Source organism: Pseudomonas oryzicola, from assembly GCF_014269185.2.
Classification (GTDB): Bacteria; Pseudomonadota; Gammaproteobacteria; order Pseudomonadales; family Pseudomonadaceae; genus Aquipseudomonas; species Aquipseudomonas oryzicola.
The window spans coordinates 69,841-94,547 of the sequence record NZ_JABWRZ020000001.1; the positions used below are offsets into that span (position 1 = coordinate 69,841).

Below are 24,707 nucleotides of genomic sequence, written 5' to 3' on the forward strand. Positions count from 1 at the left end.
GGCACAGGCTTACAATTGCTCTAGGCACCCGGCCAAGTCGCTACCCAGCTTTTCCAGCAGGCGCTCATAGCCCTTGCCATCCACCGGGTCACTACCGCCCAGGGCATCCAGCTCGGCCAGACGCACCGGCAGGCCGGCGGTCAAGGTTTCGGCCAGGCGCGGCCGCAATGGCGGCTCGCTGAATACGCAGGTCTTGCCCACTTCCTGCAGGCGTTTGCGCATCGCCGCCACATGCTGCGCGCCGGGCTGCACCTCGGCAGCCACCGTGAATACCCCGGCGTGCTTCAGGCCATACTCGACTTCGAAATAATCGAACGCTTCATGGAACACGAAGTACGGCTTGCCGGCAATACCGGCCACCCGGGTCTTGATCCGCCCGTCCAGTGCGTCCAGGCGCTCGTCGAACGCCTTCAGGTTGCTCTGGTAGCGCGCCGCATTGGCCGGGTCGACCTGCGCCAGGTCGGCGGCCATTTTCTCAGCAATCACCCGCGCGTTGAGCGAAGATAGCCACAAATGCGCGTCCAGGCTGCCTGGGCGATGGTCGTGATCATGGTCGTCATGGTCTTCCTCTTCATGAGACTGGCTGTCCTCACCAAAGTGGCGCAACTTCATGCCCGGCAGCGACTGCACGGCCACCGTGGGCTTGCTGCGATTGCCCAGTACACGCGGCAGGAAGTTCTCCATGTCCGGGCCGATCCAGTACAGCAGGTCGGCGTCCGCCACCCGCCGTACATCGGACGGGCGCAGCGCATAGTGGTGCGGCGACGCCCCCGGCGGCAGCAATACCTCGGGGCTGCCGACGCCGTCCTGCACCGCGGCGGCAATCTGCTGCAGGGGTTTGATAGTGGTCAGCACGCGTACGTCGGCCTGGGCGGAAAATGCGATAAAAGCGACAAACAGAGCTAGGAATCGGGACACGGTGAGTACTCGAGTCGTCAGAAACGGGTAACATAATAACGTCTCCATAACGAACCGTCGCTGCCCATGTCCATCACGCCGCTGGCCAACCGTCCTCACGACCATTCCCATTGCGTGCACAGCGCACTGGCTGAAGCCGACGCCTTGTGCACCCGCCAGGGCCTGCGTCTGACCGCGCTGCGCCGCCGGGTACTGGAACTGGTGTGGCAAAGCCACAAGCCGCTGGGTGCCTACGACATCCTCGCGGTGCTCAGCGAGCAGGATGGCCGCCGTGCCGCGCCACCCACCGTGTATCGCGCGCTGGATTTCCTGCTGGAGAACGGCCTGGTACACCGCATCGCATCGCTCAACGCCTTCATCGGCTGCAGCCACCCAGAGCATGTGCATCAGGGCCAGTTCCTGATCTGCCGGGCCTGCCATGTGGCCATCGAGCTGGAGCAGGAGAGCATCAGCCAAGCCATCGTCAACAGCGCCAAGGGCGTAGGCTTCACGGTCGAGAGCCAGACCGTGGAAGTGGTCGGCCTGTGCGGCAACTGCCGGAGCGCGGCATGAGCGATGCACTGATCCGCCTGGAGCAGGTCGGTGTCACCTTCGGCGGCGAGGCGGTGCTCGACAGCATCGACCTGTCGGTCGCACCCGGCCAGATCGTTACCCTGATTGGCCCGAACGGCGCGGGCAAGACCACCCTGGTGCGCGCCGTGCTCGGCCTGCTCAAGCCGCACCACGGCAAGGTATGGCGCAAGCCGAAGCTGCGCATTGGCTACATGCCGCAAAAGATCCAGGTTGATGCGACGCTGCCACTGTCGGTGCTGCGCTTCCTGCGCCTGGTGCCCGGGGTAGACCGCGCGGCAGCTTTGTCGGCCTTGCAGGAAGTGGGTGCCGAGCAAGTCATCGATAGCCCGATCCAGACCATTTCCGGTGGCGAGATGCAACGCGTGCTGTTGGCCCGCGCCCTGCTGCGCGAGCCCCAGCTACTGGTGCTCGACGAACCGGTGCAGGGCGTCGATGTGGTCGGCCAGGCCGAGCTGTACAACCTCATTACCCGCCTGCGCGACCGCCACGGCTGTGGCGTGCTGATGGTTTCCCACGACCTGCACCTGGTCATGAGCGCCACCGACCAGGTGGTGTGCCTGAACCGCCACGTCTGCTGTTCGGGCCACCCCGAGCAAGTCAGCGGCGACCCGGCCTTCGTCGAGCTGTTCGGCCAGGCGGCCGCACCCAGCCTGGCCATCTATCACCACCATCACGACCACAGCCACGACCTGCACGGCTCGGTGGTCGCCCCTGGCACCCATGTTCACGGAGCGCACTGCAAGCATGGCTGATTTTCTTCTCTACGCCCTGCTTGCCGGTTTGTCCCTGGCGCTGGTGGCCGGCCCGCTGGGCTCTTTCGTGGTGTGGCGGCGCATGGCCTATTTTGGCGACACCCTGTCCCATGCCGCCCTGCTCGGTGTAGCCCTGGGCTTTGCCCTGGACGTCAGCCCGGCGCTGGCGGTAACCGTGGGCTGCCTGCTGCTGGCGATCCTGCTGGTCACCTTGCAGCAACGCCAACCGCTGGCCTCCGACACCCTGCTCGGCATCCTCGCCCCCAGCACCTTGTCGCTCGGCCTGGTGGTACTGAGCTTCATGCATGACGTGCGCATCGACCTGATGGCCTACCTGTTCGGCGATCTGCTGGCCATCAGCACCACCGACCTGGCCTGGATCCTCGGTGGCAGCGTGCTGGTCCTGCTGCTGCTCGCCATGCTGTGGCGACCGCTGCTGGCGATCACCGTGCACGAAGAGCTGGCCACGGTCGAAGGCCTGCCCGTAGCCGGTCTGCGCATGGCACTGATGCTGCTGATCGCGGTGGTGATTGCCGTGGCCATGAAGATCGTCGGCGTGTTGCTGATCACCTCGCTGCTGATCATCCCCGCCGCTGCGGCACAGCGCCACGCCCGCTCTCCCGAGCAGATGGCCCTGGGCGCCAGCCTGCTGGGCGTGACTGCGGTATGCGGTGGCCTGGCCATGTCCTGGTTCAAGGACACCCCTGCCGGCCCGTCGATCGTGGTGTGCGCGGCGGTGCTATTCTTGCTGAGCCTGGCCCTGCCAAAACGCTGAAGAAACAGGGCGCGTGAAGGCGCGCCCTGCAACCTTTTCGCACGTAAAGGGTCTGTAAGACTTGTTTTCGAGCGTGCGCACCTGGGTGTAGACTTGCTCGCTTTTTGCGCAAATAGAGAGTCGCAGGAATGAAGCCGTTCGCCTCCCGTTATCTGCTTGTTGCCGCGTTTTCCCTGTTCCTGGCTGCCTGTTCCAGCGCGCCGGTCGAACAGGCCGCCGTACCTGCCCAAGCCGATGCCTGGCAGCAGTTGCAACAGAACATCGCCAGCAACGAGCTGGCAACCGCCGAAGACCAGCTGGCCGCCCTGCAGGCGCAGGCGCCGAATGACGCGCGCCTGGAGCAATACCAGCGGCAGTTGGCCGAAGCCTACCTGCAACGCAGCCAGGTCTTTCTGCAGAAAGGCGATGTGAACGCTGCGGCCACCGCCCTGGCCCGCGCCCGTGCGCTGATGCCACAGGCCCCGGCAGTGACCGGCGGCGATGCCGTGACCCAGGCCCGCAAAGCCGAGCTGGAGAAAGCGGAGGCAGCGTTGAAAGCCGCCGAAGCCAAACCCAGGGCACGCATCATCGACCTTACGGCGCCCAGCACCGTGGTGGCCTTGAAGACCACCGACAGTCGCGCCATGCGCCGCCAGCTGGATGACATTGCCGCCGACGTGGTCAGCTACCAGTGCGACGTGGTGTTCCAGGTGCCGCGCACCGAGGACGGGCCTTGGCTGAAAACCCTGCTGGAAAAGCGCGTTCGCAAGATCGACAGCGGGTTCGAGCTGAAGCAGAAGCATGAGATCCAGCGCGCGCTGCCGGCGCAGGTCGTGCTGATCCCGCATTTGCAATAAGCGTTCAGGGCCCTATCGCCGGCAAGCCAGCTCCCACAGGTACCGCTCAAGCTTCATGGGCAGCGCAAGAGCCTGTGGGAACCGGCTTGCCAGCGATGGGCTGCACAGCAGCCCCTTAAGCCGGTACAGCCTCCGCAGCCGCCTCCCGCTCCCACACACGATGCCCTTCAACTGCTTTGACAAAGGCATCCACCACGCTCTGGTCATCCCCCAGCAGCAACCCCTTGTCCTCCTTGAGACAGAGGCTGCCAGACAGCTCCTTGGTCAGCACCATGGCTTTCAAATGCTTGTAGCCCTCGAGCAGGAAATGCCTGGCCAGCCCGCTGGCCGCAAGCGCGTCGGTCGATACCTTGCCACCCGGCACGACGATCCCATCGAACATGATCGATGGCATGCCCTCCATCGAAGCTGCCACCGCTAACTGCGTGCCATCCGCCGCTTTCACCGGCGCTGAAGTCGGCCCCAGCAGCATCGGCCGGGCACGCTGCGCCTCCAGCGCCTTCACCAGCCTGTCGACGCTACCGGCGTCCACACCATCCGCCAGCAGCACCGCGATCTTGCGCCCCTTGATACCAACCACACCCGGATGATTCAGCTGGCTCAGGGCTGGCGACTGTGCCAGCTGGCTGCCTTTGACCTGCACGGTACCCGCCGTCGGCGCGGGCAGGCCAAGGTTTGCCGCCACCGCCGCCGCCAGCTTGAGGTCGATGTTTGCCAGGATTTCATTTACTTCCCGCGCCCGAATCGCCTCACGCTCAACCTTACCCAGCTCGAAGCTGTAGGCCTTGATGATGTGCTGCTGCTCAGTTGGGCTCATGCTGTGGAAGAACAGCCGAGCCTGGGAAAAATGGTCGCCGAACGATTCGCTGCGCTGGCGGATCTTGTGCGCATCGATGCGCTCCTGGTAACTCTCGAAACCGCCATCCCGCGCCGCCGGTGGGGTTTCTTTCGGCCAGCCGCCATCGATGGAGTTTGGCTCGTATGAAGCACGCCCTTTGTGCACCACATGCTGATGCAGGGCATCGCGCTGGTTGTTGTGGTTGGGGGCCACCGGGCGGTTGATCGGGATCTGGTGGAAGTTCGGCCCGCCCAGGCGGCTAAGCTGGGTGTCGGTGTAGGAGAACAGCCGGCCCTGCAGCAACGGGTCGTTGGTGAAGTCGATGCCCGGCACGATATGGCCAGGGCAGAACGCCACCTGCTCCACTTCGGCAAAGAAGTTGTCCGGATTGCGGTTCAGTACCATCTTGCCCAGCGGCGTAACCGGTACCAGTTCTTCCGGGATGATCTTGGTCGGGTCCAGCAAGTCGAAGTCGAATTTGTGCTCGTCGGCTTCCGGCACGATCTGCACACCCAGCTCCCACTCCGGGTAATCACCCGTCTCGATGGCTTCCCACAGGTCACGGCGCTGGAAGTCGGCGTCTTTCCCCGCCAGCTTCTGTGCCTCGTCCCACAGCAGCGAATGCACGCCCTGGCGCGGTTTCCAGTGGAACTTGACGAAGCTGGCCACACCCTGGTCGTTGACCAGGCGGAAGGTATGCACGCCGAACCCTTCCATCATCCGCAGGCTGCGTGGAATCGCGCGGTCCGACATTGCCCACATCACCATATGTGCCGACTCCGGCACCAGCGAGACAAAATCCCAGAAGGTGTCGTGCGCCGAGGCACCGGTAGGGATCTCGTTGTGCGGTTCCGGCTTCACAGCGTGTACGAAATCCGGGAACTTGATCGCATCCTGGATGAAGAACACCGGCATGTTGTTGCCCACCAGGTCGAAGTTGCCTTCGTCGGTGTAGAACTTCACCGCAAAGCCGCGCACGTCACGCACGGTGTCGGCCGACCCCCGCGGGCCTTGTACCGTGGAAAAGCGCACGAAAACGGGGGTGATTTTGGCTGGGTCCTGCAAAAAGCCCGCCTTGGTCAGCGCTGCATGGTTGCCATAGCTCTGGAAGAAGCCATGCGCGCCAGTGCCCCGGGCATGCACGATGCGCTCCGGAATACGCTCGTGGTCGAAGTGGGTAATTTTCTCGCGCATGATGAAATCTTCAAGCAGCGAGGGGCCACGGTCGCCAGCCTTGAGGGTGTTCTGGTTGTCGGCGATGCGCACGCCCTGATTGGTACGCAGCGCCTGGCCGGTGGCGTCGCTGCGCACGTCCTCCAGGCTTTGCACCTTGGCATTGGTATTGGCACGGTCAGGCGTGTCGTTGCCGGCGAGCTGACTGTGTCTTGGCGAATCCGTCTTCTTGCTGGGCATGGTGGCTCTCCTCATCCGTCTTCAGGCAGCCCTGCAGGGCATGTTCAAGTAGTGACTGGAGGCCGCTTGGTTGCGTTCAATTGACTTTACCGGTTGTCGCGATATGCCCGAAGGATTGGTGCAATACGAAATAAATGCTAAGAACAGCTATTGGAAAAGGCTAAAATGCGCGACCCCAGCCAACCGCTGACCCAATTTCCATGCGCCCCACAAGGTTCGCTACGTGATCGAGTTCCAACAGGTACACAAGACCTACCGCGTTGCCGGTAGGGAAATTCCCGCACTGAATCCGACCACCCTGACCATCGAGAATGGCCAGGTGTTCGGCCTGATCGGCCATTCCGGCGCCGGCAAGAGCACCATGCTGCGCCTGATCAACCGCCTGGAAGAACCTTCCGGCGGCAAGATCATCGTCGACGGCGAAGATGTCACCGCGTTCAACGCCAGCCAGTTGCGCGGCTTCCGCCAGCAGGTCGGGATGATTTTCCAGCACTTCAACCTGCTGGCTTCCAAGACCGTCGCCGACAACGTCGGCCTGCCCCTGACCCTGGCCGGCGAACTGTCGCGCAGCGAGATCGACAAGCGTGTCACCGAGCTGCTGGCCCGTGTCGGCCTTTCCGACCACGCCAGGAAGTACCCGGCGCAGTTGTCCGGCGGCCAGAAGCAACGCGTCGGCATCGCCCGCGCCTTGTCCACCAACCCGAAGATCCTGCTGTGCGACGAGGCCACCAGCGCCCTCGACCCACAGACCACGGCCTCGGTCCTGCAATTGCTGGCCGAGATCAACCGTGAGCTGAAGCTGACCATCGTGCTGATCACCCACGAGATGGACGTGATCCGTCGGGTGTGCGACCGCGTGGCGGTGATGGACGCCGGCCAGATCGTCGAGCAAGGCCCGGTGGCCGAGGTGTTCTTGCACCCGCAGCACCCCACCACCAAACGCTTTGTCCAGGAAGACGAGCAGGTCGACGAAGGCGAGCAGCGCGACGACTTTGCCCACGTGCCAGGACGCATCGTGCGCCTGACCTTCCAGGGCGACGCCACCTATGCACCGCTGCTGGGCACCGTCGCCCGTGAAACCGGTGTGGACTACAGCATCCTCGCCGGGCGCATCGACCGCATCAAGGACGTGCCCTATGGCCAGCTGACTCTCGCCCTGATCGGCGGTGACATGGAAGCGGCGTTCACCCGCTTCAAGGCAGCTGACGTACATATGGAGGTACTGCGTTGATGGACGCCCTGAATTTCTTCGCCAACGTCGACTGGGCCGAAATCTGGCTGGCCACCGTCGATACCATGATCATGCTGTTCGGCTCGCTGTTCTTCACCGTGCTGCTGGGCTTGCCGCTGGGCGTGTTGCTGTTCCTCTGCGGCCCCAAGCAGATGTTCGAACAGAAGGGCGTGTACGCGTTGCTGTCGCTGGTCGTCAACATCCTGCGTTCGCTGCCGTTCATCATCCTCCTGATCGTGATGATCCCGATCACCGTGCTGATCACCGGCACTTCGCTGGGCGTCGCGGGTGCCATTCCGCCACTGGTCGTCGGTGCCACACCGTTCTTCGCACGCCTGGTGGAAACCGCCCTGCGTGAAGTGGACCGCGGCATCATCGAAGCCACCCAGTCGATGGGCGCCACTACCCGCCAGATCATCACCAGTGCATTGCTGCCGGAGGCCCGCCCGGGCATCTTCGCGGCCATTACCGTGACCGCCATCACCCTGGTGTCGTACACCGCCATGGCGGGCGTGGTGGGTGCCGGCGGCCTTGGCGACTTGGCCATTCGCTTCGGTTACCAGCGTTTCCAGACCGATGTGATGGTGGTAACCGTGGTTCTGCTGCTGGTACTGGTTCAAGTACTGCAAAGCGTGGGCGACAAACTGGTCGTGCATTTTTCCCGTAAATAACCCCAATGGGGTCGGCCCGGCCGACCCGTTCGGGGGCCGTCGCGGCCCTCACAAGGAGTGATCAATGAAGAAGCTGCTTGCTGTTGTCGCCGCTGTCGCGGCCTTCTCGGCCCACGCCGAGTCCCTGACCGTCGCAGCCACCCCGGTGCCGCACGCCGAAATCCTCAACTTCGTCAAACCTGCACTGGCGAAAGAGGGCGTGGAGCTGAAGGTCAAGGAATTCACCGATTACATCCAGCCGAACGTGCAAGTGGCGGAAAAGCGCCTGGATGCCAACTTCTTCCAGCACCAGCCGTATCTGGATGAGTTCAACAAGGCCAAGGGCACCCAGCTGGTGAGCGTGACAGGTGTGCACATCGAGCCGCTGGGCGTGTACTCGGCCAAGATCAAGAAGCTGGACGATCTGTCTTCCGGCGCCACCGTGGTCATTCCCAACGACGCTACCAACGGTGGCCGCGCCCTGCTGCTGCTGGACAAGGCTGGTGTGATCAAGCTGAAGGACAACAAGAACATCCTGTCCACCGTGAAGGATGTTGCCGAAAACCCGAAAGGCCTGAAATTCCGTGAACTGGAAGCAGCCACCATCCCGCGCGTGCTGACCCAGGTCGATGCTGCCCTGATCAACACCAACTATGCGCTGGAGGCCAAGCTGAACCCGGAAAAAGACGCGCTGGTCATCGAAGGCAGCGATTCGCCGTACGTGAACATTCTGGTTGCCCGCCCGGACAACAAGGACTCGGAGGCGATGAAGAAGCTGGCCGCGGCGCTGCACTCGCCTGAGGTCAAGAAATTCATCAACGAGAAGTACAAGGGCGCAGTGGTACCGGCGTTCTAAGCCAAAATCCCTGGGGCCGCATTGCGGCCCATTCGCCGGCAAGCCAGCTCCCACAGGCACGACGCCCGCCTCGTACCCTGTGCAACTACTGTGGGAGCGGGTTTACCCGCGAAGCTTTTGAAGCCCGCTCAATCCCGCTTCACCAGCCCCGGCAACTGCGCCACCAGTTTCTGGTTGTTGAACGGCGCCCGAATGAACCCGCGCTGCCGCCCGTCCGGCCCCACCACCGCCAGATTGCCACTGTGGTCCACGGTGTACCCCGGCTTGCTGGTATCCGCCGGAATGAACGGAATGCTCAAGGCGTTGGCCAGCTTCTGGGTGTCCTCGATCGACCCCGCCACCCCGACGAAGTCCTTGTCGAAATAACCCAGGTACTGTTTCAGCTGGTTTGGTGTGTCACGGTTCGGGTCAACGCTCACCAGCACCACCTGCAGCCGGTCTACCGCCTCCTTGGGCAGCTCGCTCTTGACCTGGCGCAGTTGGGCCAGGGTAGTCGGGCAGATGTCCGGGCAGTAGGTGTAGCCAAAGAACAACAGCGACCATTTGCCCTTCAGTTCATCCAGCCGCACTGGCTGGCCATCCTGATTGGTCATGGTGACGTCGGCCACGGCACGGCTCTGCGGCAGCAGGATGATGCCGGCGTCGATCAGCTCGGTCGGGTTGGGTTGGCCGCGGCCATTGAGCACCTTGTTGACGGTCAGGCCCAGAATCAGCGCGACCAGGGCAACGAGGATGAAGACGGTTTTCTGGGTTCGGGTCATAGGTTCAGCAACAGGTAGTGGTCAACGAGCAACGCGATGAACAGCGCGAACAGGTAGCCGATAGAGTACTTGAAGGTGCCGATCGCCGCGTGCGGCCGGCTGCCACGGTACAACACCCAGGCCCAGCGCAGGAAGCGCGCACCCAGCAGGGCGGCACAGGCCAGGTACAGCGGGCCGCTCATGTGGATGACATAAGGCAGCAGGGTGATCGCCAGTAGCACCAGGGTGTACAGCAGGATATGCAGTTTGGTGTAGCGCTCGCCGTGGGTCACCGGCAGCATCGGAATGTCAGCCTTGGCATATTCCGCTTTGCGGTGAATGGCCAGGGCCCAGAAATGCGGTGGCGTCCAGGCAAAGATGATCAGTACCAGCAACAGCGGTTCGGCACTGACATGCCCGCTGACCGCGACCCAGCCAAGCAGCGGCGGGGCGGCCCCGGCCAGGCCGCCGATGACGATGTTCTGCGGCGTTGCACGCTTGAGAAAGCCGGTATAGATCACTGCATAGCCCACCAGCGAAGCCAGGGTCAGCCAGGCCGTGAGGGGGTTGGTGAACACCAGCAACAAAGCCATGCCCGCCACGGCCAGGCCCAAGGCAAACAGCAGCGCCGGTAGCGGCTCGACGCGCCCTTGGGCCAGCGGGCGCTTGTGGGTGCGCGCCATCAGCGCATCGATACGCCGGTCAACGACGTGATTGACCACCGCCGCACCGCCCGCGCACAAGCCGATGCCCAGGTTGCCGAATACCAGCACCTGCCACGGCACCCCGGCTCGGGTGGCGAGCAACATGCCCACCAGCGAGGTGATCAACATCAGCACCACCACCTTGGGCTTGGTCAGTTCCAGGTAGTCGCGCCAGCCGGCACGTTGTCCCTGTGCTTTCAGAAGCGTCGCCACAGTGCATTCCTCGGGTGAGGGGCGACGCCCGCGCCGGCCATCGGCGTCAGGCGCCAGCCATGGCTGATATGAATTTGGTCAGCCACCCGGATGCGGTAGTTCAGGAAAACCATGGTCAATAGCAGCAGGGCACCGCCAGCGTTGTGCGCCACGGCCACGGCCAGAGGCAGGTGCAATACCACGTTGGCCAAGCCCAGGCTCACCTGCAGCGCTAACGCCAGCAGCACCAGGCGAGCCAGGCCATCGAGCTGGTTGCGGTGCAACTTCCAGCTGAGCAGCAACAGCACAAGCGTAACCACCAGCGCTCCCAGGCGGTGGCTGATATGGATAGCCGTGCGTGCCTCGCTGTCCAGTTGGCCGCCCAGATAATTCGGGCCGACCTGCTGGGTCAGGTGGAAACCATTGCTGAAGTCTGCTGCCGGCCACCACTCACCGTGGCAGGTCGGCAGATCGATGCAGGCCACGGCGGCGTAATTGGAGCTGACCCAACCGCCAAGGGCGACCTGGCCAATCACTACCAGCAACGCCAACGCAGCTACCCGGCGAAGGCTCAACGGCAATTTTGGCAAAGGCGCAAATGCCCGGGATAGACGCAGGGATAACAGGAACAGCAAGCTCAGTGTGGTGAACCCGCCCAACAGGTGTGCTGTCACCACTTGTGGCCAGAGCTGCAGGGTGACGGTCCACATACCGAAAGCGGCCTGGGCCAGCACCACCCCCAGCAACAGCAAGGGCAGCCGATAAGGCTGGCCATCGCGGGCATGACGGCGCAACGCCTGGAAGGCGAGCAGGGCGATCACCACTGCCAGCGTGCCGGCGAAGTAGCGATGCACCATCTCGGCCCAGCCTTTGGCTGCTTCCACGGGGTGATCGGGAAAATGCAGCTCGGCATGGGCCAGCTGCGCTTCGCTCTTGGGCACGCTGATGAAGCCATAGCAGCCTGGCCAGTCGGGGCAACCGAGGCCTGCATGGGTCAGCCGGGTATAGGCACCGAGCAGGACGACCAGCAGCGCCAGCAGGGTGGCGAACACAGCAAGGCGGAATCCGGGTCTGGCCATGGCAGGCTCCTAGCCAATGTTGGACAGCTTGAGCAGGTGGCGCAGGTCGTCCAGCACATGCTTGCCGTTGACCTTGGCGTCGTAGCGCAGCACCAAATTGCCGTGCGGATCGACGATCCACAGTTGCGGGCCGACCTCGCCGACCTTTTGCAGATAGCGTTGCGCATCCAGCGAGTAACGCTGCAACTGCGGGTATTCGCGCCCAAGCAGCGCCTGGTAATCGGCGCTCAACGGCTCGGAACTAGCCAGTGCATGGCTGGCGCGGCTGGCATCACGGCCCAGGCCCACCTGGATTTGCCGAGCCAGGTACACCAGGCGCTGGCAATCGTCGGCACAGGCGTCGGGGGCACTCACCAACAGCTGCCAGCGCTCGTCCTGGCCCGCCACGCCAAGATCGGCACGGCTCTCGCCGTTGCCAATCATCACGCCGTGGTAGCTGCGACCCTCCGGCACCCAGAACTTGAGCTTGTACATGCTGGTGGCGAGGACCATCGGCCCGAGCACCACCAGCAGGATCAGGATCAGCTGCAAGCGCCCACGGGCTCTGGGTTTGCTGCGTTCAGGCACTTCCAGTGGAGTGACGGTGGCCATGGCGTTTCTCCTTGTTGTGGTGCCAACCGAAATAGAAGTAGAGCAGCACCAGCGCAGTCGCGAGGGCAAACCACTGCACGGCGTACCCCAGGTGTTTTTCCGGGCCCATGGCGACAACCGGCCAGTCCAGGCGATAGGCTGCCGGGCCAGGCTCCAGGCGCAGTTCATGGGCGAAGCCTTCACGGCCGAGTTGCTGCCACAGCTGTGCGGCATCAACGGCGGTCAGCAAGTGCGGCCACTGGCCGCCTGCCGGGTCGGGGTGCAACTGGAACGTGCTGCCGGGCGTGACATACACCGAGGCGTCCAGCGCCAACGCCTGGGCCGGCGTATCGAAGTACACCGGCACGCGGCGATCCGGCCATGGCAACCAGCCGCGATTGACCAGCAGCCACAGGCCGCTGGCCTGGTCATGGAAGGGTTGCAACAATTCGACACCGGCCTGGCCATCGCGCAGGCGGTTGTCCAGCAGCAAGCTGTGTTCGCCATCGAAGCGGCCATACAGGTGCACGCGGCGGAAGGCGTTGTCCTGATTCGCGGTCAATTGAGCCATGGCCAGGGGCGCCTCGGCCCGGCGCTCGGCATAGGTGGCCAGCAGCATGCGCTTTTCCGTGGCACGGCCGAGCTGCCAGCAGCCCAGCGCGATCAGCCCCGGCAGTAGCACAAGCACCGCCAGGGTTGGTACCCAGCCTGGACGAAACGGCCTCATCGATGCCTCGCCAGGTCGCTCGCTATACTTGTCCACATCACCGCATCCCCCCGGAGTATCGCCATGCTCAAGGCCGCGATTGTCCTGATGCTGTTGGCCACAATTGCCAGCCTGTTCAGTGGGCTGGTGTTCCTGGTCAAGGACGACGAAAACTCGACCCGCCTGCTGAAGGCGCTGACCGTGCGGGTGACCCTGGCAGCCCTGACCATCGGCCTGGTCGCCTGGGGCTTCATCAGTGGCCAGCTGGTTTCTCACGCCCCCTTCTGATTTCTACCAGACGCCTTGCTTGTAGGGAGCGGGACACCAGGCCGGTCAGAGCACATACACAAAGATGAACAGCCCCACCCACACCACATCGACAAAGTGCCAGTACCAGCTGGCAGCCTCGAAGCCAAAGTGTTTATCCGGATTGAAGTGCCCGCGCAGAATGCGCAGGAACATCACGATCAGGATGATCGTGCCAAGTGTCACGTGGGCCCCGTGGAAGCCCGTCAACATGAAGAACGTCGCGCCATAGATCCCCGAGCCCAGTGTCAGCCCCAACTTGGTGTACGCCTCGTGGTACTCATAGGCCTGCAGCGCAATGAAGCTGGCTCCCAGGAGGATGGTCAGCGCCATCCACAATTTCAGTGCACCCCGGTGGTCACGGCGCAGCGCATGGTGGGCGATGGTGATGGTCACGCTGGAGCTCACCAGCAGGATGGTGTTGATCAGCGGCAGGTGCCAGGGATCGATCACTTCCTTGGGCGGCGGGAACAGTTTCGGGTCCGGCGTGTGCAGCAGCGGCCAGGTGAACTCGAAGGACGGCCACAGCATGTGGGCTACCCCTTTGGCCCCTTCACCTCCCAACCACGGCCCGGCCAGCACGCGCACGTAGAACAGCGCACCGAAGAATGCCAGGAAGAACATCACTTCGGAAAAGATGAACCAGCTCATGCCCCAACGGAACGAACGGTCCAGCTGCGGGCTGTACAGCCCCGCGCGGCTCTCCCGTACCACCGAGCCGAACCAGCCAAACAGCATGTAGGCCAGGAACAACGCGCCAACGAAGAAGATCAGCGGCCCGTGCGATTCGGGGTGGCCGGCCTTCATGTCGTTGAACCAGGTACCCAGGCCGTACATGGTGATGAACATGCCGATGGTGGCGATGATCGGCCATTTGCTCTGCGCCGGGACGTAGTAGTGCTGGTGACTTGCCATTGCTGTTCTCCTTCCCTTAACGGGCGCCCTGGACGTCCTGGGCCGCAACATGCGCGACCGGCGGGTGGCGAGCGGTGATGTCGAACAAGGTGTAGGCCAGTGTCAGGTGCTTCACGCTGGCCGGCAGGTCGCGGTCGACGATGAAGCGCACTGGCATCTCGATGCGTTCGCCGGGCTGCAGCACCTGCTGGGTAAAGCAGAAGCACTCGGTCTTGTGGAAGTACGCCGCGGCCTCGGCCGGGGTGATGCTGGGGATGGCCTGGGCACTCATTGGCCGGTCGGTCGGGTTGTGGGCGACGAAAATCATCTGGTTCACCGCTCCCGGGTTGACCTCCAGCTGATCGGCCGTGGAGTAGAAGTCCCAGACCATGTCGCTGGCATTGGTCGACATGAACTGCACCCGCACCGAACGCGTCGGGTCGGCAAGCTGGCTGCCTTCATACTGCCCGCCGGTCTTGCCATTGATGCCGAAGGCCTTGCACATCACGTCGTAGATCGGCACCAGGGCGAAACCGAAGGCGAACATCACCACCGTCAGCATCAGCAGGCGCAATACCAGGCGTTTCAACGACAGGCCATTCATGGCAGCGTTCCTATTTCACTTCCGGTGGTGTCTGGAAGGTGTGGTAGGGCGCAGGCGAGGGGATCGACCATTCCAGGCCCTCGGCGCCATCCCAAGGCTTGGCCGGCGCTGGCGCACCACCGCGGATGCACTTGATGACGATGAACAGGAAGAACACCTGCGTGGCACCGAACATGAAGGCACCGATCGAGGACACCATGTTGAAGTCGGCGAATTGCAGGTTGTAGTCGGGGATCCGCCGCGGCATACCGGCCAGCCCTACGAAGTGCATGGGGAAGAACGCCATGTTCATGCCCACGAAAGATAGCCAGAAGTGCAGCTTGCCGAGGGTTTCGTCGTACATGTGGCCGGTCCATTTCGGCAGCCAGTAGTAGGCCGAGGCGAAGATCCCGAAGATGGCCCCGGGCACCAGCACGTAGTGGAAGTGCGCCACCACGAAGTAGGTGTCGTGGTACTGGAAGTCGGCTGGCGCGATGGCCAGCATCAACCCGCTGAAGCCGCCAATGGTGAACAGGATGACGAAGGCGATGGCGAACAGCATCGGTGTCTCGAATGTGAGCGAGCCTTCCCACATGGTGCTGACCCAGTTGAACACCTTCACCCCGGTGGGCACGGCGATCAGCATGGTGGCGTACATGAAGAACAGCTCGCCGACTACCGGGATGCCGACCACGAACATGTGGTGGGCCCAGACGATGAACGACAGGAAGGCGATCGCGCCAGTGGCATACACCATGGAGGTGTAGCCGAACAGCGGCTTGCGCGAGAATGCCGGGATGATCGAACTGACCGCGCCGAAGGCCGGCAGGATCATGATGTACACCTCGGGGTGACCGAAGAACCAGAACACGTGCTGGAACAGCACCGGGTCACCGCCGCCGGCGGCACTGAAGAAGCTGGTGCCGAAATGGATGTCCATCAGCATCATGGTCACTACGCCGGCCAGCACCGGCATCACGGCAATCAGCAGGAACGCGGTGATCAGCCAGGTCCAGACGAACAGTGGCATCTTCATCAGGGTCATGCCCGGGGCACGCAGGTTGAGGATGGTAGCGATCACGTTGATCGCGCCCATGATCGAGCTGATACCCATCAGATGGATGGCGAAGATGAAGAAGGTGACACTGGCCGGGGCGTAGGTGGTAGACAGCGGGGCGTAGAAGGTCCAGCCGAAATTCGGCCCGCCTCCCGGGCTGAACAAGGTCGACACCAGCAGCAGGAAGGCCGCCGGCAGCAGCCAGAAGCTGAAGTTGTTCATCCGTGGCAGGGCCATGTCGGGTGCACCGATCATCAGCGGGATCATCCAGTTCGCCAGGCCGACGAAGGCTGGCATCACCGCGCCGAACACCATGATCAGGCCGTGCATGGTGGTCATCTGGTTGAAGAACGCAGGCTCCACAATCTGCAACCCGGGCTGGAACAGCTCGGCGCGGATCACCATGGCGAACGAGCCGCCGAGCAGGAACATGAGGAAGCTGAACCACAGGTACATCGTGCCGATGTCCTTGTGGTTGGTGGTCAGCACCCAGCGCATCAGGCCCTTGGCCGGCCCGTGAACATGCTCATGGCCGTGGGCGTGGTCGTCGATCACTGCACTCATGTCCTGCCTCCTGCAATCCGCTGATTGCCGCGAGTAACCCGGTTCATTGCGCTTGCGCCTGCTTCAGCGCCAGCACGTCCTTCGGCGTGACCATGTCGCCCTTGTTGTTGCCCCAGGCGTTGCGCTCGTAGGTGACCACGGCGGCGATATCGACCTCCGACAACTGCTTGCCGAATGCCGCCATGGCGGTGCCCGGCTTGCCATGGAAGACGATGCCCAGGTGGGCTTCCTTGGGCCCGGTAGCGATCTTCGAGCCCTTGAGCGCCGGGAACATCGGCGGCAGGCCCTGGCCTTCGGCCTGGTGACAGGCCACGCAGGTGGTGTGGTAGACCTTGTCGCCGCGCTCCACCAGCTCTTGCAGGGTCCATTCCTTGCTTGTCAGCTCCTTGAGCTTGGCGGCTTCGGCCTTGCGTTCGCCGAGCCAGCTGTCGTAATCGGCCTTGGACTTGACCTCGACCACCACCGGCATGAAGCCGTGGTCCTTGCCGCACAGTTCGGTGCACTGGCCACGGTAGATGCCGGGCTTGTCGATACGGGTCCAGGCTTCGTTGACGAAACCGGGGATGGCATCACGCTTGACCGCGAACGCCGGTACCCACCAGGAGTGAATGACATCGGCAGCGGTTACCAGGAAGCGCACCTTGGCCCCGACCGGCAGTACCAGCGGCTGGTCGACTTCAAGCAGGTAGTGCTCGTCCTTGGGCGCCTGGTTATGGATCTGGTCGGCGGGGGTGGCCAGGTTGCTGAAGAACTCCACGTCCTGACCAAGGTACTTGTAGTGCCACTTCCACTGATAGCCGGTGACCTGGATGTCGACATCCGGCTCACTGGCATCGTAGATGTTGATCAGGGTCTTGGTGGCCGGGATGGCCATCGCCACCAGAATCAGGAAAGGGACCACGGTCCAGAGGATTTCCACCCAGGTATGCTCGTGAAAATGCGCAGCCTGCTGGCCGGTGGAACGGCGGTGGATGACCATTGACCAGAACATCGCGCCAAACACAACCACGCCGATGATCACGCAGATCCAGAAGATGGTCATGTGCAGGTCGAAGACGGCGTTGGAGACCTCCGTCGCCCCTGGGTGCATGTTCACGGTCCAGGCGGCGTTGGCCTGACCAAAAACCGACCACAACAGGAGGCCCATCCAGACATGTGGATGTCGCATCATTGCGGGTTCCCCTTCTCGTTCTTGTTGTCCCGGAGGCGTGGCCTGCGGCAAGAGGGAACGGCGGTCAAGACTGCCTGGCTTCGACGACCGAGCCCCTGCTAAAAGCAGTTGGGCCTCATCAACGAATCACATTCACCGGCAGTATAGACAGCGACCAATGGCACGCAACGAACCCCGTGAAATGAACTTCATGAAATGGCCGAATATCTCGGAAAACCGCGCGTTTGACAGCGCATGGCGCGATAATGGCATTTCGATATGCCTGAGCATGCGCAGCGTTGCGCCACTTATAACAAATGCGTCTTAGGTATTCTGTATACCGAGCTAATTTAGTGTCTTCCGTTTGAAACGTAATGTCCCTGGAGTTGTCATGAACATCGCTGCTGTACGCGAGCAGATTAGCCAAGCCCACGATCACGAAAGCCGTACCGGCCAGCTGAAAAAGCGTCTCGAGATACAACTGCCCCACCTGCATCCTTCAATCCAACTGCCTGAGCAGGACGCCCAGGACACTTTGGCGAACTTTGTCAGGGCCTACATCGACCAAGTACCGGAATTGCTGGAGGCCGCACACGAGGTCGCCCGTGAAGCCGGTATCGAATCGCAGATCACACCCGTACTGAAGATTGCCGAGGCGTATTTCCTGCAGCCTCCAAGCATGGTGCAAGGACATGTGGGGCTGGATTGCCTGCTGGATGAAGCCTACCTGGCTCACCGCCTGGTGGAGGAGGTCAACGACCTGTACATCCGCCATTTCAGGCAACCGCTGATACCTGTAGATACCACCGTGGCCAACCTGGTCGCCCACCAGTTGATTGGTGAAACCTTCGCTAACCAACTGGATGAGGTGGTGCATCATTCGGTGGATGAAATGCTCGACGACGAGAGCTTCGCCACCGAGTCGGTGGAAGCCTATCGCGCAGCCCTGAGCAGCCCGCAGACAGGCGCGGCCTGGAAGCGCTGGCCGTGCCTGTCCCGTCAGTTGAACGTGGCGTTCGGCCAGGCAGGTGCCTGACCCGCACGCCGTCCGGGGAAAGCGGTCCTTCTGCTGCCCATTTGGGCTCATCGCTACTGTCATCCCGCCGTCTGAAGGCGGCGCTTTCCTATTTCAAGGTGATGACAATGACGATCAGAAGAAACCGAGTTTTCACGGACCTGCTGCGTGGTACCTATGGCACGATATGGGGCAACTGGGGCCTCAACCCGTCAATCAAGCCTGGTGCCGTCGGCATCATCGATGGCGATTCCGGCGACTTCAAGCTGGTCGCCGATGCCCTGCCCGGCATCGAGGTCAGCAAGAGCCTGCAGAGCCGCAAGTGGGACTTCAAGTCCAGTGGCGTGACCTGCAGAAGCGTCAGCGCCAAAGGGCAGGGGCTGATCCTGGATCCGAGCACGGGAGTCGAGGTCAAGCCGGAAGCCGCGCTGGAGTGGACCTTCGACAAGGAAAATGCCCTCACCTCGGAGTTCGCCATCTCCGGTGAGCACAGCATCTGCAACCTTGGCGTGCTGGACGATCAATACGAATGGCTGCTTGCCCAGGCACGCAAGGTGAACATGGCAACCAGCGCCGGTATATCGGAAGGTTTTGGCGTCGTGACCTCGGTGATCTACGCCAACAGTGGCCTGAACGCGGTGTCAAAAAAGAGCAAGGCAAGCTTCACCGTTGCCGGCAGCGCGAGTGGCCTGAACCGGTTGCTCGGTGAAGAGGGCATCTCGGGCAACGGCAAGGCGAGTTACCTTTTCACCAGCAATTCAAGTGAAGTCGAGACACACACACTGCCCGCCAAAAGTGGTGAAGTGGCAACAGAGCCCCTACCTGTGGCCTATTACTTCGCATCCTTCGCAGGCAGCAGGGTGTTGATTCCGAGCTGGATCGGCAAGATTGGTGTATTGAACCTGCACGTCGACAGCAAGGCCTCGTCTCTGACCACCTACGTCACCAAGGTTACACTCGCCTACCAGACGCCCTCCGGCCCTGTGGAACATTCCAGCACCGTGATCGGCGGTAGCTCCGCGAGCTTTGGCGATATCCCGCTGACAGCCACCGAGATGGTGCTGACAGCGGAATTCGTCAACATCGGCGCCAATACCCGCAAATCGCTGAAGTGGAACACCCCCGCCACCGAGTGGCTGGGTGGCACCCGTACGGTCAACCTGACCGGTACCTGGCCGGGTGCACCAGAGATGACCGAGGTGAAGAACTGACCTCAGGCACCCGCCACGCTTCGCAGACGTCCCTCCACCCTGCGCTTGAGCCCTCGCTGCTCAATGCGCAGGATCGAGCCACTGGTCCTGCTCCAGTCCTCCAGCAGCTCCAGACAGGAGTGGTCAATATAGGTCAGGTGGGCCAGCGGCACATGCAACGTAGTCCCCGCAGGCACGCTATCGAGTACCTGGGTCAGGGCAGGTACCTTGAGGAAGGTTGCCGCTCCACTCAGGCGTAACTCCATATGGTCGCTGACATCGAGCTGGACGAGGCTGATCTTCAGGCGTGCCGCCTTGAAGGCCAGCTTCAGCAGCGTCAGGGCAAAGCCCAGCAACACCCCGGTCAACAAGTCGGTGAAGATGATCGCTACGGCTGTTGCCACGTAGGTGAACATCGGCATCCTGCCGTAGCGGCGCAGACCGCGCAGGGCCTTGAAGTCAACCAGCTTCACACCGGTGTACACCAGCACGCCCGCCAGGCTCGCCACCGGAATCTGCTGCAGCACGCTGCCCAGCGCCACGACGAACGCCAGCAACCATGCACCATGCAGAATGGCCGAAGCTCGTGTTTGGGCACCTGCCTGCACGTTGGCCGAGCTGCGCACGATAACGCCAGTCATTGGCAGCGCGCCGAGCAACCCGCAAAGCATGTTGCCAATCCCTTGTGCCGAGAGTTCACGGTCGAAGTCTGAACGTTGCCCACTATGCATGCGATCTACCGCAGCGGCGGACAACAAGGTTTCGGCGCTGGCGATGAAGGCCAATGCGAAAGCGGCCACCAGCAGGGACGGATCGGCCAGCTTCATGAGGTCATCGGGGCGGATCCAGTCGATGGCCTCGGTCAGGTCCGTCGGCACCTGCACCCGGTTCACCGGCAGTGCCAGCCATATGGTGATAACCGTCATCGCTGCCACGCCCAACAAGGCGCCGGGAACGAAACGCAGCTTGCGCGGCCGCAAGCGCTCCCATCCCCACATGATGGCGATGGTACCCAGCCCGAGCGCACCGGCTTGCCACCCAGACCCCGCATTTTCAACCGGCAGGGCACCCGCCACGGTCGAAGGAAATTCCACCAGGTTCTGCAAGCCCGAAGGCTGCGGTGTTGTGTCGAACATCACATGCACCTGGGACAGCACGATCAGCACACCGATACCTGCGAGCATGCCGTAAACAACCGCCGGAGCGGTGACGCGGAACCAGCACCCCAGGCGCAGGCGCCCGGCCAGCAACTGCAGCAGGCCAGCCAGCAACAGGATCGGCCCAAGCATGCCCATGCCATGCTGGCGCACCAGCTCGAACACCAGCACGGCAAGGCCAGCGGCCGGGCCACTCACTTGCAGCGGCGAGCCGGCGAGGAAACCCACGACGATGCCACCGATGATGCCGGTAATCAGGCCCTTGGCCGGCGGCATGCCCGAAGCGATTGCAATGCCCATGCATAACGGCAGGGCTACCAGAAAGACCACCACCGACGCCAGCAACTCACGCGGCAGGGCCGCTTTCAACTGTGTAATGTTCACCATTGTTCTCCTTTCTCTGTCACACAACCATTCCCCTGGCTGTGGGCACATTTACCCTGACAAGCGCGCAGGCGCGGGCCGCCAGCAGGCATGCCGGCAGGGCAGTCAGGGAATTCAGGGCAGCCGAAAGCCGCGCCACACCCCAGCAGGGTGCAGCCGGCTATCAAGGTTCCAGCGGGTGGATGGGTCGCTTAGTAGCGGCCTCTCGGAGTAGCGCAGGGGACCGGCTCGCCAGCGGCCAGCGGCAGGAAGCTATCGCTGGCGGCGTCATAGGCTTCGATCTTGCTGGTCTCGATGTCGTAGACCCAGCCATGGATGAACAGCTCACCCGCTGCCAGGCGCGAAGCCACCGAAGGGTGGGTGCGCAGGTGATGCAACTGGGCGATGACGTTTTCCTTGGTCAGCACTTGCATCGTTTCGTGCTCGCTACCGCACGAGCAATTGTTCTCGACCACGGTGCGGGCCACCTCGGCGTGACGCAGCCAGGCGGAAACGGTCGGCATCTTGGTCAGCGATTGCGGGTTGAGTACCGCGCGCATGGCGCCGCAGTCGGAGTGGCCACAGACGATGATGTGGTGCACTTTCAACGCCAGCACCGCGTATTCGATAGCGCTGGAAACGCCGCCGTTCATCTGGCCATAAGGTGGTACCACGTTACCGACGTTACGGGTTACGAACAGGTCGCCCGGCGAGCTCTGGGTGATCAGCTCGGGAACGATGCGCGAGTCGGCGCAGGTGATGAACATGGCACGCGGGGTTTGCGCAGTGGCGAGCTTCTTGAACAGCTCTTGCTGCTCGGGGAAAACGTCATGGTGAAAACGCAGGAAGCCGTCGACGATGTGCTTAAGGGCGGCATCGGCGCTCTCCGCGGGGACCTGCGGAACAACCTTGGATGGGTCCTTGATGGGCATGATTCATCCTCTTGACGGTGTGTAGGTAAATCCATTTTACCGGTGAAAGATTTTGGCTATGCAGAGTTTTAGATGACGCGCATGGGCCATAGATCACAGTCGGTGGAGACTGATTTCCTACGCTAGCGGGGAAAACTTAACTGAAACTTAATTCGGAGGCTCTAGAACGGGTGTTCCAGATGAGGAAGGCGGGAACTGGATAATAGCAAAGAAACATCAATTGCAAAGTACCATTACTGGAATTATTCGTTCCAATGAGTGACATTGAGGTTAGCGTACCCCCGGCGCTTACCGAGGCGAGCTATTCCACACCAGCCAGGGCCTGATCACCTCGTCCAGCTGAACCTGCGGTACGGCGCCAAAATAGCGACCATCGAACGACAATCGGCTGTAATCGGAGAGCATCAGCACCTCACCCTCGGCCAGGCGGAAATGCACCGATGCCGGGTGCGGCATGCTGCGGCCGCTGGGGTCCGTGGACAACGGCTCGCTGCGGGCCTGCAGCTGACCATTGACACTGACGCCCTCGGCGGCGATCAGCACCTCGTCACCCGGAACCGCTACCAGGCGCTTGATCATGCGCATATACCCCCCTGGACACGGCCCGCTGCTCAGGTAGCCGCGGGCGTGCGCCAGGTCAAACACCGCCCGCCGGGGCGGGCAGAACATGACCAGGTCGCCTTTTTCCGGCGTCTTGTCGACTACCCAGTAGATGCCAGGCGGGAAGCTGCTGGTGATGTTGATCCGGGCGCCGCCATTCAACACGAGCGGCAACAGCAGCAAGCCCAGGATAGCCAGCAGCGCGGCCACGCTCAACGGTCGCCTCATGCCGGTGTCGCCGAGCCACGTATGTCAATGGTGCGGTCGCTTTCACGCGGCGCAGGCACCTTGGCGCGGGCGAGGAAGATCGGGTCCTGGAAGTACAGGGGCTGCTTGCCGTAGAACGCCGGGTAACCGGCGCAGTACACCACCATGTCGCCGGCTTCTTCGATGTTGCCCTGGCTGTCCTTGCGCGGGCCGGGCATGCGCAGGGCCTCGTCAGTGGTCAGCAGCGGCCGCTGCACTTCCTGGATGGTGCGCGACACCTGGCCGAGCAGCGCGCTGGAGCGGCGCCCACTGGTAGTGATCTGCTCCTTGACGATGGTGGTCTGCCCGGTGAGCTTGGACAGGTGCTCTGCGGTTTCCACGCGGTTCGGCGGATAAGCGTTCTGAATATGGCAGTTGGAAGTGATGCTCTCGTTCTGCCCGTAGAACTCCTGCAGCTGCGACAAGTCCTGGATGATCAGGTAGCACTTGATCCCGTAGCCGGCCACAAAAGCCAGCGACTCCTGCATGATGTCGAGCTTGCCCAGGCTCGGGAACTCGTCGAGCATCATCAGCAGGCGGTGCTTGTAGTGAGCCTTGGGCCGGCCGTCCTCGAAGTCCATCTTGTCGGCCAGCAGGCGTACGATCATGTTCACCAGGATGCGCACCAGCGGGCGCAGGCGCGCCTTGTCGTTGGGCTGGGTGATGATGAACAGGCTGACCGGGTCTTCGTGGTTCATCAGGTCGCGGATCTTGAACTCCGAGCGGGCGACATTACGCGCCACAATCGGATCGCGAAACAGCGACAGGTACGATTTGGCCGTGGACAGCACCGAGCCGGCCTCTTCCGCCGGCCGATCGAGCATGTCGCGTGCAGCAGACCCCACCAGCGGGTGGTTCTCACCATTGAGGTGCCCGTAGTGAGTCATTTCCTCCCACAGCTCACTGATCGGCCGCGATGGGTCGGCAAGCATGGCGTCCAGAGCCGGTAGGCTGGCCACGCCACCCTCATCCAGCGAGCGGTAGCACAGGTGCAGGATGCAGCCGACCAGCATCGCCTGGGAAGTCTTTTGCCAGTGGTCGTTGAGGCCCTTGCCGTCCGGGTCGACGATCAGCGTCGCCAGGTTCTGTACGTCACCCACCTCGAACTCGGTACCAAGGCGGATTTCCTCCAGCGGGTTCCAGCCTACGCAGCCGTTTGCCGTGGCCGGCTCGAAGCGCAGCACCCGGTTGCCGGCATGCTTCTGCCGCCAGCCGGCGGTCAGCGCCCATAGCTCGCCCTTGAGGTCGGTAATCACTGCGCTGTGCTTCCACGACAGCAAGGTCGGGATCACCAGGCCGACGCCCTTGCCGCTGCGGGTCGGGGCGAATGTAAGGATGTGCTCTGGGCCGTTATGACGCAGGTAATGCAGCTTGTTACGCTTGTCCAGCCAGGCCCCCACATATACGCCCTCGTCAGCCAGCAAGCCGGCACTCTCGATGTCCTTGCGCTCGCCCCAACGCGCCGAACCATGCAGGAACGCGTTGGCCCTCGCGCTGTTGCTGTTGATCAGGCGGATGATCATCACCGCCATCATGCCCACGCCGCTGACCAGCATGCCAAGGGAGCCGGCGCGCATCAGCGAGTCCTGATACTGGCCCGACCAGTTGGCGGCCCAAACCAGGATCATCCACGGTGCATATACGCCGTTGAGATTGGCGCCCAGTGCGGTGTGGTACTGAAACAGGTAGGCGAAGTACTGGGTCGCAGTGGCCAGGCCGGCGAGCAGAAAGAAGATCGCCAGCAAAGCCTGCCAGGTACTGCCGCTGTTGCTTTGGCCACCGCGTATCTGCGGGCCGACGGCGTTATTGTGTTTCAT

The 24,707-nt window shown here is 62.5% G+C and carries 25 protein-coding genes; 10 read left to right on the top strand and 15 right to left on the bottom strand.

Going from position 1 to position 24,707, the window contains the following annotated elements:
• Positions 1–9: 9 nt before the first annotated feature.
• A complete protein-coding gene (locus HU760_RS00300) occupies positions 10–966 on the bottom strand; it encodes a zinc ABC transporter substrate-binding protein (protein ID WP_186671537.1) in 957 nt (318 codons plus the stop codon).
• A gap of 18 nt (positions 967–984) precedes the next feature.
• On the opposite strand from HU760_RS00300, the gene zur reads away from it, so the two are divergent.
• The 4 genes from zur (at position 985) to HU760_RS00320 (ending at position 3,854) form a co-directional block, all read left to right on the top strand.
• Positions 985–1,470 carry a zinc uptake transcriptional repressor Zur gene (gene zur / locus HU760_RS00305; RefSeq protein ID WP_186671538.1) on the top strand — a complete coding sequence of 162 codons (486 nt, stop codon included), beginning with the start codon at positions 985–987 and terminating at the stop codon, positions 1,468–1,470.
• Complete coding sequence (gene znuC / locus HU760_RS00310) at positions 1,467–2,243, top strand: zinc ABC transporter ATP-binding protein ZnuC (RefSeq protein ID WP_170027669.1); 777 nt, start codon at positions 1,467–1,469, stop codon at positions 2,241–2,243. Before zur ends, znuC begins: the two co-directional genes overlap by 4 nt.
• On the top strand, positions 2,236–3,018 hold the full coding sequence (gene znuB / locus HU760_RS00315) for a zinc ABC transporter permease subunit ZnuB (RefSeq protein WP_186671540.1): 783 nt from the start codon (positions 2,236–2,238) through the stop codon (positions 3,016–3,018). Before znuC ends, znuB begins: the two co-directional genes overlap by 8 nt.
• Positions 3,019–3,146: 128 nt before the next feature.
• On the top strand, positions 3,147–3,854 hold the full coding sequence (locus tag HU760_RS00320) for a PA5502 family lipoprotein (protein WP_186671542.1): 708 nt from the start codon (positions 3,147–3,149) through the stop codon (positions 3,852–3,854).
• A 115-nt stretch (positions 3,855–3,969) separates the two neighbouring features.
• Here the strand turns inward: HU760_RS00320 and katE are convergent, their stop codons facing one another.
• Positions 3,970–6,105, bottom strand: a complete 2,136-nt coding sequence (katE, locus tag HU760_RS00325) for a catalase HPII (RefSeq protein WP_186671544.1) — start codon at positions 6,103–6,105, stop codon at positions 3,970–3,972.
• Positions 6,106–6,328: 223 nt separating this feature from the next.
• On the opposite strand from katE, the gene HU760_RS00330 reads away from it, so the two are divergent.
• From HU760_RS00330 to HU760_RS00340, 3 genes are all read left to right on the top strand, one after another.
• Entirely contained in the window at positions 6,329–7,336 is a 1,008-nt protein-coding gene (locus HU760_RS00330) for a methionine ABC transporter ATP-binding protein (protein ID WP_170027661.1), read from the top strand.
• Entirely contained in the window at positions 7,336–8,007 is a 672-nt protein-coding gene (locus tag HU760_RS00335; protein WP_009683598.1) for a methionine ABC transporter permease, read from the top strand. The genes HU760_RS00330 and HU760_RS00335 overlap by 1 nt, the downstream gene beginning before the upstream one ends.
• 64 nt (positions 8,008–8,071) lie before the next feature.
• Positions 8,072–8,842, top strand: coding sequence for a MetQ/NlpA family ABC transporter substrate-binding protein (locus tag HU760_RS00340; protein ID WP_186671546.1), 771 nt, complete (start codon positions 8,072–8,074; stop codon positions 8,840–8,842).
• A 128-nt stretch (positions 8,843–8,970) separates the two neighbouring features.
• On the opposite strand, the gene HU760_RS00345 is transcribed toward HU760_RS00340, so the two are convergent.
• From HU760_RS00345 to HU760_RS00365, 5 genes are read right to left on the bottom strand one after another with little or no spacing between them, the layout of a single operon-like run.
• A complete protein-coding gene (locus tag HU760_RS00345; protein ID WP_186671548.1) occupies positions 8,971–9,603 on the bottom strand; it encodes an SCO family protein in 633 nt (210 codons plus the stop codon).
• Positions 9,600–10,499, bottom strand: coding sequence for a heme o synthase (cyoE, locus tag HU760_RS00350; protein WP_186671550.1), 900 nt, complete (start codon positions 10,497–10,499; stop codon positions 9,600–9,602). Before cyoE ends, HU760_RS00345 begins: the two co-directional genes overlap by 4 nt.
• Positions 10,484–11,557 carry a COX15/CtaA family protein gene (locus HU760_RS00355; RefSeq protein ID WP_186671552.1) on the bottom strand — a complete coding sequence of 358 codons (1,074 nt, stop codon included), beginning with the start codon at positions 11,555–11,557 and terminating at the stop codon, positions 10,484–10,486. Before HU760_RS00355 ends, cyoE begins: the two co-directional genes overlap by 16 nt.
• A 9-nt stretch (positions 11,558–11,566) precedes the next feature.
• The gene (locus HU760_RS00360) at positions 11,567–12,148 is read right to left on the bottom strand and encodes a PA_0111/PP_0108 family redox-active disulfide protein (RefSeq protein WP_186671554.1); all 582 of its coding nucleotides are present in this window, start codon (positions 12,146–12,148) and stop codon (positions 11,567–11,569) included.
• Positions 12,117–12,854 (bottom strand): SURF1 family protein, encoded by a 738-nt coding sequence (locus tag HU760_RS00365; protein WP_186671556.1) that lies wholly within the window; start codon positions 12,852–12,854, stop codon positions 12,117–12,119. Before HU760_RS00365 ends, HU760_RS00360 begins: the two co-directional genes overlap by 32 nt.
• A 63-nt stretch (positions 12,855–12,917) precedes the next feature.
• Here HU760_RS00365 and HU760_RS00370 point away from each other — a divergent pair, with 63 nt between their 5' ends.
• The gene (locus HU760_RS00370) at positions 12,918–13,121 is read left to right on the top strand and encodes a twin transmembrane helix small protein (RefSeq protein WP_003258925.1); all 204 of its coding nucleotides are present in this window, start codon (positions 12,918–12,920) and stop codon (positions 13,119–13,121) included.
• A 45-nt stretch (positions 13,122–13,166) separates the two neighbouring features.
• Here the strand turns inward: HU760_RS00370 and HU760_RS00375 are convergent, their stop codons facing one another.
• From HU760_RS00375 to coxB, 4 genes are read right to left on the bottom strand one after another with little or no spacing between them, the layout of a single operon-like run.
• The gene (locus HU760_RS00375) at positions 13,167–14,054 is read right to left on the bottom strand and encodes a cytochrome c oxidase subunit 3 (protein WP_186671558.1); all 888 of its coding nucleotides are present in this window, start codon (positions 14,052–14,054) and stop codon (positions 13,167–13,169) included.
• 16 nt (positions 14,055–14,070) lie between these two features.
• Positions 14,071–14,637, bottom strand: a complete 567-nt coding sequence (locus HU760_RS00380; RefSeq protein ID WP_170027642.1) for a cytochrome c oxidase assembly protein — start codon at positions 14,635–14,637, stop codon at positions 14,071–14,073.
• Between the two features lie 10 nt (positions 14,638–14,647).
• The gene (gene ctaD / locus HU760_RS00385) at positions 14,648–16,237 is read right to left on the bottom strand and encodes a cytochrome c oxidase subunit I (protein ID WP_186671560.1); all 1,590 of its coding nucleotides are present in this window, start codon (positions 16,235–16,237) and stop codon (positions 14,648–14,650) included.
• A gap of 43 nt (positions 16,238–16,280) precedes the next feature.
• Complete coding sequence (gene coxB, locus HU760_RS00390; protein WP_186671562.1) at positions 16,281–17,408, bottom strand: cytochrome c oxidase subunit II; 1,128 nt, start codon at positions 17,406–17,408, stop codon at positions 16,281–16,283.
• Between the two features lie 370 nt (positions 17,409–17,778).
• On the opposite strand from coxB, the gene HU760_RS00395 reads away from it, so the two are divergent.
• Positions 17,779–18,423 carry a hypothetical protein gene (locus tag HU760_RS00395; protein ID WP_186671564.1) on the top strand — a complete coding sequence of 215 codons (645 nt, stop codon included), beginning with the start codon at positions 17,779–17,781 and terminating at the stop codon, positions 18,421–18,423.
• Between the two features lie 41 nt (positions 18,424–18,464).
• Complete coding sequence (locus HU760_RS00400) at positions 18,465–19,613, top strand: hypothetical protein (protein WP_225932790.1); 1,149 nt, start codon at positions 18,465–18,467, stop codon at positions 19,611–19,613.
• Positions 19,614–19,615: 2 nt separating this feature from the next.
• On the opposite strand, the gene HU760_RS00405 is transcribed toward HU760_RS00400, so the two are convergent.
• The 4 genes from HU760_RS00405 to HU760_RS00420 form a co-directional block, all read right to left on the bottom strand.
• Positions 19,616–21,136, bottom strand: coding sequence for a SulP family inorganic anion transporter (locus HU760_RS00405; RefSeq protein WP_189665310.1), 1,521 nt, complete (start codon positions 21,134–21,136; stop codon positions 19,616–19,618).
• 188 nt (positions 21,137–21,324) lie between these two features.
• On the bottom strand, positions 21,325–22,044 hold the full coding sequence (locus tag HU760_RS00410) for a carbonic anhydrase (RefSeq protein WP_063912352.1): 720 nt from the start codon (positions 22,042–22,044) through the stop codon (positions 21,325–21,327).
• 288 nt (positions 22,045–22,332) lie between these two features.
• Positions 22,333–22,872, bottom strand: coding sequence for a conjugative transfer signal peptidase TraF (gene traF / locus HU760_RS00415; RefSeq protein WP_186671567.1), 540 nt, complete (start codon positions 22,870–22,872; stop codon positions 22,333–22,335).
• A complete protein-coding gene (locus HU760_RS00420) occupies positions 22,869–24,707 on the bottom strand; it encodes a type IV secretory system conjugative DNA transfer family protein (RefSeq protein ID WP_186671569.1) in 1,839 nt (612 codons plus the stop codon). The genes traF and HU760_RS00420 overlap by 4 nt, the downstream gene beginning before the upstream one ends.